Below are 12,884 nucleotides of genomic sequence, written 5' to 3'. Positions count from 1 at the left end.
CAGGTACGCCCGACCGGCCGAACGCCGCCCTGCGCAAGCTCTACATCAACGTCGGCCTGTTCGCCGAGCCCGCCAATGCGCGGCGGGCCCACGGCATGCTGCAGGGAGCCGGACTCCCCGCAGCAACGCAGAAAATCACCGCCGCCGACGGCCGTGAATTGCTGCGCGTGCGCGCCGGCCCCTTCACCTCCACGTCGCAGGCCAACGCCGCAGCCGCGCGGATCCGCGCGCTCGGCCTCGAGACGTCCGCCGCCTCGTCCCAGCGCCAGTAGGCACCGGGGCACGCGCCCCTGGCCGGCCCGCGTGGCCCTATGTCGGTGGAAGCGGGCGTGCCTTGCACACTTCGCGTCCACCCCACTGAAGCCGCCCACCGCAAAGCCGCCCACTGCAAAGCCGCTCGGCCCTCACGAGCGCGCCCGCATGCGTCCGTCCCGTGGCGCCGTCGAACGGGAAAAGCGCGTGTTCTCCAATTGCAGGACGGCGGTGCTGCGCGGCGTCCGGATGACAGTCGAAGCCATCCCTCCGCCAGTCGAGGCACGAATTTTTGTTTCGGCTGTTGGACTTTTTGGGAAATTCAATTCACGCTTTTCGCACTTCCTCACCATTTTTTGAAAGTATCAGGCACCACATTCGCAACCCTGTTGCAGCCGCATTTTTCTACCATTACGGCAACGGACGCCCTGACGCGCAGACCACGCCGGGCTTGCTCCGGATCTCCCGCTCCTCCTTTGTCACACCACGCCGGAAGCCGCCATGAACCTGCAGAAATTCCCCCGCCACGCCCTCACCTTCGGCCCGACGCCGATCCATCCGCTCAAGCGCCTGTCCGGGCATCTGGGGGGCAAGGTCGAGCTCTACGCCAAGCGGGAGGATTGCAATTCGGGCCTGGCCTTCGGCGGCAACAAGACCCGCAAGATGGAATACCTCATCCCCGAGGCGATCGCGGGCGGCTACGACACGCTGGTGTCCATCGGCGGCATCCAGTCCAACCAGACGCGCCAGGTGGCCGCCGTGGCCGCGCACCTCGGCATGAAGTGCGTGCTGGTGCAGGAGAACTGGGTGAACTATTCCGATGCGGTGTACGACCGCGTGGGCAACATCGAGATGAGCCGCATCCTGGGCGCCGACGTGCGGCTGGACGCCGCGGGCTTCGACATCGGCATCCGCCCGAGCTGGGAGCAGGCCATGGAAGACGTCCGCAAGGCGGGCGGCAAGCCCTTCCCCATCCCGGCGGGCTGCTCCGAGCATCCCTATGGCGGCCTGGGCTTCGTGGGCTTCGCCGAAGAGGTGAGGCAGCAGGAGAAGGAGCTCGGCTTCCAGTTCGACTACATCGTGGTGTGCTCGGTCACCGGCAGCACGCAGGCCGGCATGGCCGTGGGCTTCGCGGCGGATGGCCGGGCGGACCGGGTGATCGGCATCGACGCATCGGCCAAGCCCGCGCAGACGCGCGACCAGATCCTGCGCATCGCCCGCAACACGGCGGAACTGGTGGAACTGGGCCGCGACATGACCGAAGCCGACATCGTGCTCGACGAACGCTTCGGCGGCCCGGAATACGGCCTGCCCAACGAAGGCACGCTGGAAGCGATCCGCCTGTGCGCCCGCACGGAAGGCATGCTGACCGACCCGGTGTACGAAGGCAAATCCATGCACGGCATGATCGAGAAGGTGCGGCTGGGCGAGTTTCCCGCCGGCTCCCGGGTGCTCTACGCCCACCTCGGCGGCGTGCCCGCCCTGAATGCCTACAGCTTCCTGTTCCGCAACGGCTGAACCGGGCGCCGCGGCGGCGCATGCGCATGGGTCGAAGAGGACCGCGGGGCTCCTGCGGGCACCCGTGTTACCGCTGGTGACGCACCGTGCGTTACCGCTAGGCTATGGTGGCGCCAGCGGGACCGCCAGTGCGGCCCGGCAGCTTCCACCAGTCCCTCACGGAGTCCCTCGATGCGAATTCTTGCCGCCACCCTCGCCACCACCACCGTCGTCCTCCTGGCCAGCGGCTGCAGCAGCACCAACATGCCCTGGGGCGGTTCGGCAACGCCGTCGCCGACCGGCCCCACGGGAGCACCGCTCGGCGGCACCTGCAACGCCCAGCCCGTGCAGGGCCTGGTCGGGCAGAACAGCACCGCGAAGGTGGTGGAAGACGCGCGCGTGCGCTCCGGTGCGCACCTGGCCCGCATCCTGCGGCCCGGCCAGATGGTCACCAAGGAGTTCGATGCGCAGCGCCTGAACCTCTACGTGGACGAAGCCGGCCGCATCACCACGGTGCAGTGCGGCTGAAGCCCGGCAGCGCCGCCGCGACGCACGCCGGAGCAGTGCTCACCGCCCTGCGCACCGGCGGCCCCTTCAGTCCGGCAGGAACAGCTCCTGCAGGTCGCTGAGGAAATCGAACCCGCGCTCCGTGGGCCGCACGTGCGCGGCGTCGCGCGCGATCAGGCCCTTGCGCTCCGCTTCCGCCAGCGCACCGGCGATCGCCGACAGCGGCAGCCCGGTGCGTTCCGTGAAATCCTGCAGCGCGAAACCGTCCCGCAGGCGCAGCGCGTTGAGCATGAATTCGAACGGCAGGTCCGCCCGCTTCACTTCGTGGTCCTGCGCCACGGCATTGCCGGCCAGGGCGCGGTCCATGTAGCGCTGCGGATCGCGCGTGCGCACCTGGCGCACGATGCGGTGCGCGAAGCTGATCTTGGAATGCGCGCCGGCGCCGATGCCGAGGTAATCGCCGAACCGCCAGTAATTGGTGTTGTGCACGCAGGCATGGCCCGGCCGCGCATAGGCCGACACCTCGTAGCGCTGCAGCCCGGCCGCGCCCGTCATCTCGGTGATGCGGTCCAGCATGGCATAGGCCTGGTCGTCCTCCGGCAGGCGCGGCGGGAACTTCGCGAAATACGTGTTCGGCTCGATCGTCAGGTGGTAGATGGAGATGTGCGGCGGCCCCAGGGAGAGCGCGAGCGCCACGTCGCGCTCCAGGTCCTCCAGGCCCTGGCCCGGCAGCGCGTACATGATGTCGAGGTTGAAGGTATCGAAGGCCTGCGCGGCCTCCTCGACGGCCGCGAGCGCCTGCGCCCGGTCGTGCACGCGCCCGAGCGCCGACAAAAAGCGGTCGTCGAAGCTCTGCACGCCGATGGACAGCCGCGTGACACCAGCGGCACGGTAGGCGCGGAACCGCTCCTTCTCGAAGGTGCCGGGGTTCGCCTCCAGGGTGATTTCGGCATCCGCCTCCAGCCGCAGCCGCGCGCGCACGCCGCCGATCAGCTGGTCGATCGCCGCGGGCGAGAACAGACTCGGCGTGCCCCCGCCGATGAATACGCTGTGCACGGTGCGGCCCCAGATGAGCGGCAGCGCGGCTTCCAGGTCCGCCATCAGCGCATCCAGGTAGCGCTGCTCGGGCAGCGCGCCCCGGCCGCCCTGCGCCTCGTGCGAGTTGAAGTCGCAGTACGGGCATTTCCTCAGGCACCAGGGCAGGTGCACGTAGAGCGACAGCGGCGGCAGGCTGCCCAGGCTCAGCACGCCCGGGCGCATCGAATGGCGCACGTCGCGCAGCGGTGCGGGAGCGGCGTCGTCCGGGCTGCCGTCGGCGGGAAGAATGGGAATGGACACGGAATGGAAGCGGTGATGGAAGTGCGGAAGGCCTTGGGTGCCGGCAACCGGCGGGGCCCCGTCAGAACCAGCGCTCGCGCATCAGCGAGAGCATCTGCTGCGCGGAGCGCCCGCGGTGGCTGTGCGCGTTTTTCACGTCCACCGGCAGTTCGGCGAAGGTCTTGCCGAACTCCGGGATGAACATCACGGGATCGAAGCCGAAGCCCCCGTCGCCGCGCGGCTCGGGCGCGATCTCGCCCACCACGCGCCCCACGGCGATGAGCGGCTCCGGGTCTTCCGGGCTGCGCACGGCCACCAGCGTGCTCACCATGGCCGCACGCCGCGATGCCACGCCGCGCATCTGCTCCAGCAGCGCGCGCACGTTGCTGGCATCGCCCTTCTCGTAGCCGAACTGCGTGGCGTAGTACGCGGTCTGCACGCCCGGCTGCCCGCCGAAGGCGTCCACGCAGAGGCCGGCGTCATCGGCCAGGGCGGGCAGGCCGGTGTGGCCCGCCGCGAAGCGTGCCTTGGCCAGCGCGTTCTCCACGAACGTATGGAACGGCTCCTCGGCCTCGCCCACGCCCAGGTCCGCCTGCCGCACCAGCTCCACGCCCAGGGGCGCGAACATGCTCTGCAGCTCGGCGAGTTTGCCGCGGTTATTGGATGCGAGAACGAGTTTCATGGGGAATGCCTTGTGCGGTGTCTTCGCGGTGTCGTGGTGTCTCGGGTCATCGTGGCGGTGCGTGCTCCGCGGAAGCAGCGGCCCGCGCCAAGCCGCTCAACGGCCGGCGGCGTCCTGCACGGACGCGGACAGCGCCTGCCGCTGCGCCGCGATCAGCGCATCCACGCCCTGCGCGGCCAGTTCGAGCAGGCGGTCCATCTCGCGCCGCGTGAAGGGCACGCCTTCGGCCGTGCCCTGCACTTCCACGAAGCGGCCGCCATCCATCATGACCACGTTCATGTCGGTGTCGCACTGCACGTCCTCGACGTATTCCAGGTCGAGCAGCGGCGTGCTCTGCACGATGCCCACCGACACGGCCGCGAGCGGCGCGGTGATGGGCGAGGCCGCGATTTTACCGGCGCCCAGCAGCGCGGAGACGGCATCGTGCGCGGCCACCCAGGCGCCCGTGATGGCCGCCGTGCGCGTGCCGCCGTCGGCCTGCAGCACGTCGCAATCGAGCTGGAGCGTGCGCTCGCCGAGCGCCTTCAGGTCGAACACCGCGCGCAGGCTGCGGCCGATCAGCCGCTGGATCTCCTGCGTGCGGCCGGTCTGCTTGCCGCGCGCGGCCTCGCGGTCGCTGCGGGTGTGCGTGGCGCGGGGGAGCATGCCGTACTCCGCCGTCACCCAGCCCTCGCCGCTGCCCCGCTTGTGCGGCGGCACGCGCTCTTCCACCGAGGCCGTGCAGAGCACCCTGGTGTGGCCGAACTCGACCAGCACCGAGCCCTCCGCATGCATGGTGTAGTGGCGGGTGATGCGCACGGGGCGCAGGGCATCGGCGGCGCGGCCTGCGCTGCGCTCGAAAGGAACGGGAATCCGGGATGAGGTCATGGTGTGCGGGAATGCGTGGATGGATGGGAGACGGCCGCCGGGCGGGCCGGATGCACGGATCGCCCCCCGCGGGCCGCGTCAGCTCTTGCGCGCGGCAGAACGCCGGATGGCCTCGTTGATCTCCGCGATGGAGCGTTCGATGGCTTCGTCGTCGAGGTCGTCCAGGTCGTCGCCCAGCCCCGCGCCGAACGGGCCCGCCTGGATCGTGGACGCGAAGCCCTCGTCGCCGATGCTGTGCGTGGAGATGCCCTGCGTGGACTCGAAGGTGTCCGGAGTTTCCCACTCCATCGCCACCACCGTGACGTTGTCGCTGCTATCCCCCGCCTTGCGCAGGGCATCCTCGACGAGCTCCGGCACCGCCTGGGACACCGGCAGCCGGCCGAGCGGCCGCGCGATGGCGGCATCGTCCAGCGCGCCCCACAGGCCGTCGGAGCAGAGCATCAGCCGGTCGCCCTGCTCCAGGGCGACCGGGCCGGTGATGTCGTAGATCGGCTTCGTCGGCGACCCGAGGCAGGTGAAGAGCACGTTGCGGTTCACGCGGTCCAGGGCGGGCATCGTCACGCTGCGCAGCTCCATGTACGAATGGTCGCGCGTGCGGGTCAGCAGCTCGCCCGCGCGCACCATGTAGAGCCGCGAATCCCCGCAGTGCACCCAGCTCGCGCTGCCCGACTGCACCACCGCGGCCACGATCGTGGTGCGCGGCGTGTCCAGCATGCCCTTGTCGCTCGCGTAGCGCAGGATCTGGTGGTGGGCGGCCAGCAGCGCCTCGGCCAGGAAGGCGTCCACGGAAGGCAGCAGCGGCCTGGCCTGGCGCTGGAACGCCGCGGACACCGTCTGCACCGCGATCTGCGCGGCCACCTCCCCTTCCGGATGGCCGCCCATGCCGTCCGCCAGCACGAACAGGCAGGACTCTCGCGTGTAGCAGTAGCCCATCCGGTCCTCGTTGACCTCACGGCCGCCGCGGCGGCTCACCTGGAAGACCGAAAATTTCATTTCTGTTTAGCCCCTCCGCCGAGGCGCGTGGCCTCGCCCACCTTCTGTACGTTCTTCTTGGTATCCGACACCAGCGTGTCGAGCTGCAGCCGCATCCGCTCGCCCACCGACAGCTTGGTGTAGCGCCGCTCGCCCTCGCGGCTCAGTTCCTTCTGCAGCGCGAACACCGACTGCGGACGCGACAGCGGATCGAGCGCCATGCACCACTCCACCACCTCGATGAGGTTGTCGGAATACACGCCCCGCAGCTTGCTGAGCGACAGCGACAGCCGGTCCTTCTCGGCGCGCTGCGGCGCCTCGTTCGGCGGGTAGCCCTGCATGCAGGCATAGATGCAGGCGCCGATGGCGTAGATGTCCGTCCACGGCCCCATCGAGGAATCGCGGCGGTACATCTCCGGCGCCGCGAACCCGGGCGTGTACATCGGCCGGATGAAATTGCCTTCCTTCGACAGCACTTCGCGCGCGGCACCGAAATCGATCATCACCGCCTTGTTGTCGTCGGTGATGAAGATGTTGGCCGGCTTGATGTCCAGGTGCAGCATCTTGTGCTGGTGCACGATGCGCAGGCCCCGCAGCACCTCGTCGAAGAGGGAGCGGATCGTCGATTCGCGGAACACCTTCTGCGTCTTGAGGTCGCGCGCGGTGATGATGAAGTCCTGCAGGGTCGCGCCCTCCAGGTAGTTCATCACCATGTAGACGGTTTCGTTCTCGCGGAAGAAGTTGAGCACGCTCACCACCGAGGCGTGCGAGATCTGCGCGAGCGCCCGGCCCTCTTCGAAGAAGCTCTTGAGGCCGAGCCGGTAGAGCGACAGCTTCTCGGGCGGCACCTTGGGGAGGAGCTCCCCGGCCGCGCGCGTGGCGAGGGACGATGGCAGGTATTCCTTGACGGCCACCTGCTGCCCTTCCGGGTCGACGGCGAGGTACACCACGCCGAAGCCGCCGGAGGAAAGCCGGCGAACCACGCGGTAGCCGCCGATCATGGTGTCGGGCGGCAAAGGGGCCGGCTTGATTTTTGACATGTTCGCGAAGAAAACCGGGAGGCGTCCTGATCTGAAAAGGAACCCGGATAATCGCCGGATCGCAAGCAATCACCGAAATAGTCCTATGGCAGTTTACAGCATGACCGGCTACGCGAGCGCCCAGCTCGACGATACCGCCAACGAGGGGGACGGCGGTGCCCGCCTGCCCCGCCTGGGCCTCGAAATCCGCTCCGTCAACAGCCGCTTCCTGGACCTCACCTTCCGCCTGCCGGACGAGCTGCGCGCCCAGGAGCCGGCCCTGCGTGCCCTGGTGGGCCAGCACCTCAAGCGCGGCAAGGTGGAGGTGCGCGCCTCCTTCGAGTCCGATGCCCAGGGACAGCTCTCCGCACCGTCCCCGCGCGTGCTGCAGCAGCTCAACTCGGCGCAGGACTCCGTGCGGGCCTGGCTGCCGTCGGCCGCGCCGCTGTCCGTGGCCGACGCACTGCGCTTCTGCGCTGCGTCCGGCGCGGCTTCCGCTGCCTGGAGCGCCGAGGACGTGCAGTCCCTGGCGGGCCAGGCGCTCGAGGATCTCGTGGCCGCCCGCGAGCGGGAAGGCAAGCGCCTCTCTGCCATGCTGCAGGACCGGGTGCGGCAGTTGCGCGCGCTGGCGCAGCAGGCGGGCCCGCTCGTGCCCCAGCTGGTGGACCAGCAGCGCCAGCGCTTCCTGGAGCGCTGGAAGGAAGCGATGGCCCTCACCGAAGGCGCCACCCTCCCGGAAGCGGCCCAGGACCGCGCCCTGAGCGAAGCCACCGCGTTCGCCATCCGCATCGACGTCGCGGAAGAAATCACGCGGCTCGCCTCCCACCTCGACGAGATCGAGCGCCTGCTCAAGAAGGGCGGAGAGATCGGCAAGCGGCTGGATTTCCTCATCCAGGAACTCCACCGCGAGGCCAATACGCTCGGCTCGAAGTCCGCCGCCATGGAGCTGACGCGCATCAGCGTCGACATGAAGGTGCTCATCGAGCAGATGCGCGAGCAGGTACAGAACGTCGAGTGAGCGATAATCCTCCTGATTTGATAGCAGCCCGCGCACATCCCGTATGGACTATCCCGGCAATCTTTTCGTAGTGGCGGCGCCGAGCGGCGCAGGCAAGTCGAGCCTGGTCAAGGCCCTGCTCGAACTCGACTCCCACGTACGGCCCTCCGTGTCGCACACCACGCGCCCGCCGCGCGGCCAGGAGCGCCACGGCCGCGAGTACTTCTTCACCTCCGAGCAGGAGTTCGACGCGATGGTGGCCGGCAACGGCTTCATCGAGTGGGCGCACGTGCACGGACGCCGCTACGGCACCTCGCGCAAGAGCATCGAGGAGCGCATCGGCCAGGGCGCGGACGTGATCCTGGAGATCGACTTCCAGGGCGCGATGCAGGTGAAGGAGGCTTTCTCCAACGCGGTGCTCATCTTCATCCTGCCGCCGAGCTGGGAAGAGCTGCGCTCGCGCCTGGAGCGCCGCGGCGAGGATGCGCCCGACGTGATCGAGCTGCGGCTCAAGAATGCGGCCGTGGAGATGGCGCAGGCCGAGAAATTCGACTTCGTTATAATCAACGAACTATTCGAACGGGCGCTTTTCGACATGAAAACCGTCGTTCACGCCCAGCGGCTCAAGTATGCGGCCCAGCGCCGCGCCCGGGCCGACACCTTCGAATCCCTCAATATCCTCTAGACCGCCAGGAGAATCCGCATGGCACGCATCACCGTTGAAGACTGCCTCGAGCAGATCCCGAACCGTTTCCAGCTCGTCCTGGCGGCCACGTACCGCGCGCGCATGCTCAGCCAGGGCCACGCCCCGAAGATCGAGAGCCGCAACAAGCCCGCCGTGACGGCCCTGCGCGAAATCGCCGAAGGCAAGATCGGCCTGGAAATGCTCAAGAAGGTGCCCGGCTGATCCTGCCGGCCGTGCCTCTTCGCGCGCGCCCCGCGCGCACCAATCAACAGCACCGCCAGGCGGTGCTTTTTTTTGCCTTCGGCCGGCAAGTCACGGGCACGCTACATTTCAGGGTATGAATGAGGTCCTGACCAAACCCCCCGCCCCGGAGCCGCGCCCCGGCAGCGTGCCAGCGGCGGGCGCGTCCACGGCGGCCGCCAATGCGGCCGCCGCCAGTTTCGCCTCGCTCACCGAAAACCTCGATTACCTCGACGCGGCCAGCATCGAGCAGGTGCGGCAGGCCTACAAATTCGCCGACAAGGCCCACCTCGGGCAGTTGCGCAGCAGCGGCGAGCCCTACATCACCCATCCCATCGCGGTGGCCGCCCAGTGCGCCACCTGGAAGCTCGACGCGCAGGCCCTGATGGCCGCGCTCCTGCACGATGCGATGGAAGACTGCGGCGTCACGAAGGCCGATCTGCTGGAACGCTTCGGCCCGCAGGTGGCCGAACTCGTGGACGGCCTCACCAAACTCGACAAGCTGCAGTTCAACACCCGCGAGGAGAACCAGGCCGAGTCCTTCCGCAAGATGCTGCTGGCCATGGCGCGCGACGTGCGGGTCATCCTCATCAAGCTTGCGGACCGCACGCACAACATGCGCACGCTCTCGGACATGCCGCGCACCAAGTGGGGCCGCATCGCGTCCGAGACGCTCGAGATCTACGCGCCCATCGCGCACCGCCTGGGCCTGAACCAGACCTACCGCGAGCTGCAGGACCTCTCCTTCCGCCACCTGCACCCGTGGCGCTACGCCACCCTCTCCAAGGCGGTGAGCAAGGCGCGCAACCGCCGGCGCGACATCATCCAGAAGGTGCAGACCGAGGTGGACGCCGCCTTCGCCCGCATCGGCATGAAGGCCCGGCTCGCCGGCCGCGAAAAGACGCTCTACGCCATCTACCAGAAGATGGACACCAAGCACCTGAGCTTCGCCCAGGTGACGGACATCTACGGCTTCCGGGTGATCGTCTCCTCGGTGACCGAGTGCTACACCGCGCTGGGCGTGCTCCACCAGCTCTACAAACCCGTGCCGGGCCGGTTCAAGGACCACATCGCCATCGCCAAGCTCAACGGCTACCAGTCGCTGCACACCACGCTCGTGGGCCCCTCCGGCATCAACATCGAATTCCAGATGCGCACCGAGGAGATGCACGTGGTGGCCGAGGCCGGCGTCGCGGCGCACTGGCTCTACAAGGCGCAGAACGCCGAGGGCAGCACGGCCGAACGCCTGGGCACCAAGTGGCTGCAGTCGCTGCTGGACATCCAGAACGAGACGCGCGACGCCGCCGAATTCTGGGACCACGTCAAGGTGGACCTGTTCCCCGATGCGGTCTACGTGTTCACGCCCAAGAGCCAGATCATGGCCCTGCCCCGCGGCGCCACGGTGGTCGACTTCGCCTACGCCATCCACAGCAACGTGGGTGACCGGGCCACGGCCGCGAAGATCAACAACGAACAGGTTCCGCTGCGCACCGAGCTGAAGAACGGCGACGTGGTGGAGATCATCACCGCGCCCGTCTCCACCCCCAATCCCGCGTGGCTGGGCTTCGTGCGCACCGGACGGGCGCGCTCCAAGATCCGCCACTACCTCAAGACCCTCGCCCACACCGAATCCGCCGGGCTCGGCGAGAAGCTGCTCACCCAGGCCCTGCGCGCCGAAGGGCTGGAGCGCCTGCCCTCCGACGAAGAGAACCACGCCCTCTGGGAGAAGCTGCTGCGCTTCACCGGCAACCGCACGCGCACCGAGCTCATGACCGACATCGGCCTGGGCAAGCGCATCGCCGGCATCGTGGCCAAGCGGCTCATGGTGCTGATGGCCGAACACGGCCACCGCCCGGACGCCCTGCTGCTGACCCGCGAGCGCTACACCTCGCACGAGAACGTCTCGCAGGGCGGCGTCACGCTCGATGGCAGCGAGAACGCCTCGGTGCAGTACGCCAGCTGCTGCCGCCCCGTGCCGGGCGACCCGATCGTCGGCTACCTCGGCCGCGGCGAGGGCCTCGTGGTCCACAACGCGCAATGCGGCGTGGCCCGGAAGCTCCAGCACAAGGACAGCGAACGCTTCATCACCGTCGACTGGGCGGACGAACCCACCCGCATGTTCGAGACGGGCATCGTGGTCACGGTCACCAACGGCAAGGGCGTGCTCGCGCGCATCGCCGCGGAACTGGCCAGTTCCGAGGCGGACATCGTCCACGTCGACATGGACGAGGAAAAAGCCATGGACACCACCGACCTCCGGCTGGTCGTGGCCGTGCGCGACCAACCGCACATCGAAGCAGCGCTGCGCAACCTGCGCCGCACCACGGCCGTGCTGCGCGCCTTCCGCATCCTGCCTTCCCTGTAGGGCGACGGGCGGCAGCCCGGCCCTCCCCGCGTTACGCGCTCGCCTTCCCGCCTGCCTCGGTGCCCGTCTTCGTGCCCTCAATGGGCACATGAAGACGAGAACAAAAAGGCGTCAGGTCGGCGCCACGGCCGGGTACTCGACCCGCAGGATCTCCAGCGTGCGCAGCCCGCCGGGCGTGCCCAGCCGGACCTCGTCGCCCTCGCGCGCCTTGAGCAGCGCCCGCGCCACGGGCGACACCCAGCTCACCTGCGACTGGCTGGTATCCACCTCGTCGACGCCCAGGATGGTGACCGTGCGCTCCACGTCCAGGTCGTCCACGTAGGTCACGGTGGCACCGAAGAACACCTGGTCGCTGCCATGGTGCAGCGACGGGTCCACCACCTCGGCGAGATCCAGGCGCTTGGTGAGGAACCGGATGCGCCGGTCGATTTCCCGCAGCCGCTTCTTGCCGTAGAGGTAGTCGCCGTTCTCGGACCGGTCGCCATTGCTCGCCGCCCAGTGGACGACCTCCACCACCTTGGGACGCTCGTTGTCCATCAGGTCGAGCAGCTCGGACCGCAGCCGGGCATAGCCCGCCGGCGTCATGTAGTTCTTGCTGCCGGCCGGAAGCGGCGGCGCGGACGGGAACTCCGCATCGTCGTCCGGAGCGTCGTCGGTTTCCTTGGTGAAGGCCTTGCTCATGGGATCGGTCGGCTCCAGGTGTGATGGCGACCACCAGCGGCGGCTGGCAGAAAATGGAAAAAGCCTCGTGACTTTGACATCACGAGGCTTACCATTTGGTGCGGCTGGCAGGAATCGAACCCACGACCCCTTGGTTCGTAGCCAAGTACTCTATCCAGCTGAGCTACAGCCGCTAAGCTTTGAATTATAGCATGTTTTTTTGCCACTCTTCAAAAACTTCTGATTTAATTTCCTGGAGAACCAGTCCGTTGCATCAGAAGCAGAACGCTATTGTAGTACAGAAATTCGGCCCGGCGAAAGACTTCGGTGGTTTTTTCGCGGCCTCCTTCCCTGGCCCTTTTCCAGTGACATGACGGCGTGCGCGTGCAACACGCTACGGCCTTCGGCCGTCGCCCGCCACGCAGGCCGGCGAGGTGGGCCGACGCTCCCTGCCATCCTGTTGCTGGCGCTCCAGCGCTTCCATCCGGTGTCTGATCTCCTGCAGCGTCTCGCGCATGGACTGGCGGTCTCGCTCGACCAGCACTTCGGCCTGCCCAATGCGGCCGTCCTGGCGGGCGCGGTCTTCGCGGTACGAGCCATACGCCAGGATCGACGAGCCGACCACCACCAGCACCTGCACGATGGTTCCGGGGGTGATCGTGGGATCGAATCTCAGGCGCCCACCCGCGCCCGAAGTAGGGGTCTCCGTGGTCTTGGTTTTCATGGCAGTTCCTCCTTTCTTTCTCTGGGGGCATGGATGCGTCTGCCCAACGAAGAAAGCCCGCGGGGCATCCTCGCGGGCTTCGAAAAATGCAGGACGCACG

Annotated in this window: 15 protein-coding genes and 1 tRNA gene; 8 read left to right on the top strand and 8 right to left on the bottom strand. The window is 68.1% G+C overall.

What is annotated here, in order from left to right; translation table 11 throughout:
• The 4 genes from Q9R47_RS07000 to Q9R47_RS06985 form a co-directional block, all read left to right on the top strand.
• Window positions 1-272: SPOR domain-containing protein (locus Q9R47_RS07000; protein WP_311232482.1), on the top strand; the 272-nt coding region annotated here is incomplete at its 5' end.
• Between the two features lie 148 nt (window positions 273-420).
• Complete coding sequence (locus tag Q9R47_RS06995; RefSeq protein ID WP_311232481.1) at window positions 421-612, top strand: hypothetical protein; 192 nt, start codon at window positions 421-423, stop codon at window positions 610-612.
• Between the two features lie 141 nt (window positions 613-753).
• Window positions 754-1,770, top strand: coding sequence for a 1-aminocyclopropane-1-carboxylate deaminase (locus tag Q9R47_RS06990; RefSeq protein ID WP_311232480.1), 1,017 nt, complete (start codon window positions 754-756; stop codon window positions 1,768-1,770).
• Between the two features lie 171 nt (window positions 1,771-1,941).
• Window positions 1,942-2,277, top strand: coding sequence for an I78 family peptidase inhibitor (locus Q9R47_RS06985; protein WP_311232479.1), 336 nt, complete (start codon window positions 1,942-1,944; stop codon window positions 2,275-2,277).
• Window positions 2,278-2,343: 66 nt separating this feature from the next.
• Here Q9R47_RS06985 and hemW read toward each other — a convergent pair whose 3' ends face one another.
• From hemW to Q9R47_RS06960, 5 genes are all read right to left on the bottom strand, one after another.
• A complete protein-coding gene (gene hemW, locus Q9R47_RS06980; RefSeq protein ID WP_404977106.1) occupies window positions 2,344-3,594 on the bottom strand; it encodes a radical SAM family heme chaperone HemW in 1,251 nt (416 codons plus the stop codon).
• 61 nt (window positions 3,595-3,655) lie between these two features.
• The gene (rdgB, locus tag Q9R47_RS06975) at window positions 3,656-4,255 is read right to left on the bottom strand and encodes an RdgB/HAM1 family non-canonical purine NTP pyrophosphatase (protein ID WP_311232478.1); all 600 of its coding nucleotides are present in this window, start codon (window positions 4,253-4,255) and stop codon (window positions 3,656-3,658) included.
• 96 nt (window positions 4,256-4,351) lie between these two features.
• Complete coding sequence (gene rph / locus Q9R47_RS06970; protein WP_311232477.1) at window positions 4,352-5,122, bottom strand: ribonuclease PH; 771 nt, start codon at window positions 5,120-5,122, stop codon at window positions 4,352-4,354.
• A 78-nt stretch (window positions 5,123-5,200) separates the two neighbouring features.
• Entirely contained in the window at window positions 5,201-6,115 is a 915-nt protein-coding gene (locus Q9R47_RS06965; RefSeq protein ID WP_311232476.1) for a serine/threonine-protein phosphatase, read from the bottom strand.
• Window positions 6,112-7,134 (bottom strand): serine/threonine-protein kinase, encoded by a 1,023-nt coding sequence (locus Q9R47_RS06960; RefSeq protein WP_311232475.1) that lies wholly within the window; start codon window positions 7,132-7,134, stop codon window positions 6,112-6,114. Before Q9R47_RS06960 ends, Q9R47_RS06965 begins: the two co-directional genes overlap by 4 nt.
• Before the next feature lie 85 nt (window positions 7,135-7,219).
• On the opposite strand from Q9R47_RS06960, the gene Q9R47_RS06955 reads away from it, so the two are divergent.
• The 4 genes from Q9R47_RS06955 (at window position 7,220) to Q9R47_RS06940 (ending at window position 11,400) form a co-directional block, all read left to right on the top strand.
• Window positions 7,220-8,131, top strand: coding sequence for a YicC/YloC family endoribonuclease (locus tag Q9R47_RS06955; protein WP_311232474.1), 912 nt, complete (start codon window positions 7,220-7,222; stop codon window positions 8,129-8,131).
• A 43-nt stretch (window positions 8,132-8,174) separates the two neighbouring features.
• Complete coding sequence (gmk, locus tag Q9R47_RS06950) at window positions 8,175-8,795, top strand: guanylate kinase (protein ID WP_311232473.1); 621 nt, start codon at window positions 8,175-8,177, stop codon at window positions 8,793-8,795.
• Window positions 8,796-8,813: 18 nt separating this feature from the next.
• A complete protein-coding gene (rpoZ, locus tag Q9R47_RS06945; RefSeq protein WP_159502719.1) occupies window positions 8,814-9,017 on the top strand; it encodes a DNA-directed RNA polymerase subunit omega in 204 nt (67 codons plus the stop codon).
• Between the two features lie 115 nt (window positions 9,018-9,132).
• Complete coding sequence (locus tag Q9R47_RS06940) at window positions 9,133-11,400, top strand: bifunctional (p)ppGpp synthetase/guanosine-3',5'-bis(diphosphate) 3'-pyrophosphohydrolase (RefSeq protein ID WP_311232472.1); 2,268 nt, start codon at window positions 9,133-9,135, stop codon at window positions 11,398-11,400.
• Window positions 11,401-11,511: 111 nt separating this feature from the next.
• Here Q9R47_RS06940 and greB read toward each other — a convergent pair whose 3' ends face one another.
• The 3 genes from greB to Q9R47_RS06925 all read right to left on the bottom strand — a co-directional run bounded on the left by greB (window position 11,512) and on the right by Q9R47_RS06925 (window position 12,784).
• Entirely contained in the window at window positions 11,512-12,081 is a 570-nt protein-coding gene (greB, locus tag Q9R47_RS06935; protein WP_311232471.1) for a transcription elongation factor GreB, read from the bottom strand.
• Between the two features lie 96 nt (window positions 12,082-12,177).
• Window positions 12,178-12,254, bottom strand: a tRNA-Arg gene (locus Q9R47_RS06930).
• 200 nt (window positions 12,255-12,454) lie between these two features.
• The gene (locus Q9R47_RS06925; protein WP_311232470.1) at window positions 12,455-12,784 is read right to left on the bottom strand and encodes a hypothetical protein; all 330 of its coding nucleotides are present in this window, start codon (window positions 12,782-12,784) and stop codon (window positions 12,455-12,457) included.
• Between the last annotated feature and the right edge of the window lie 100 nt (window positions 12,785-12,884).

This window comes from Acidovorax sp. PRC11 (assembly GCF_031844105.1).
Classification (GTDB): Bacteria; Pseudomonadota; Gammaproteobacteria; order Burkholderiales; family Burkholderiaceae_C; genus Paracidovorax.
This window is presented reverse-complemented; position numbering and strand designations above follow the sequence as displayed.

Excerpts from the sequence above, each read along its gene's own strand:
- Q9R47_RS06960 (WP_311232475.1), bottom strand. The coding sequence starts at position 7,134 with ATGTCAAAAATCAAGCCGGCCCCTTTGCCGCCCGACACCATGATCGGC.
- Q9R47_RS06940 (WP_311232472.1), top strand. The coding sequence starts at position 9,133 with ATGAATGAGGTCCTGACCAAACCCCCCGCCCCGGAGCCGCGCCCCGGC.
- rpoZ (WP_159502719.1), top strand. The coding sequence starts at position 8,814 with ATGGCACGCATCACCGTTGAAGACTGCCTCGAGCAGATCCCGAACCGT.
- gmk (WP_311232473.1), top strand. The coding sequence starts at position 8,175 with ATGGACTATCCCGGCAATCTTTTCGTAGTGGCGGCGCCGAGCGGCGCA.
- Q9R47_RS06925 (WP_311232470.1), bottom strand. The coding sequence starts at position 12,784 with ATGAAAACCAAGACCACGGAGACCCCTACTTCGGGCGCGGGTGGGCGC.
- Q9R47_RS06965 (WP_311232476.1), bottom strand. The coding sequence starts at position 6,115 with ATGAAATTTTCGGTCTTCCAGGTGAGCCGCCGCGGCGGCCGTGAGGTC.
- Q9R47_RS06955 (WP_311232474.1), top strand. The coding sequence starts at position 7,220 with ATGGCAGTTTACAGCATGACCGGCTACGCGAGCGCCCAGCTCGACGAT.
- rph (WP_311232477.1), bottom strand. The coding sequence starts at position 5,122 with ATGACCTCATCCCGGATTCCCGTTCCTTTCGAGCGCAGCGCAGGCCGC.
- Q9R47_RS06990 (WP_311232480.1), top strand. The coding sequence starts at position 754 with ATGAACCTGCAGAAATTCCCCCGCCACGCCCTCACCTTCGGCCCGACG.
- Q9R47_RS06995 (WP_311232481.1), top strand. The coding sequence starts at position 421 with ATGCGTCCGTCCCGTGGCGCCGTCGAACGGGAAAAGCGCGTGTTCTCC.
- rdgB (WP_311232478.1), bottom strand. The coding sequence starts at position 4,255 with ATGAAACTCGTTCTCGCATCCAATAACCGCGGCAAACTCGCCGAGCTG.
- greB (WP_311232471.1), bottom strand. The coding sequence starts at position 12,081 with ATGAGCAAGGCCTTCACCAAGGAAACCGACGACGCTCCGGACGACGAT.
- Q9R47_RS06985 (WP_311232479.1), top strand. The coding sequence starts at position 1,942 with ATGCGAATTCTTGCCGCCACCCTCGCCACCACCACCGTCGTCCTCCTG.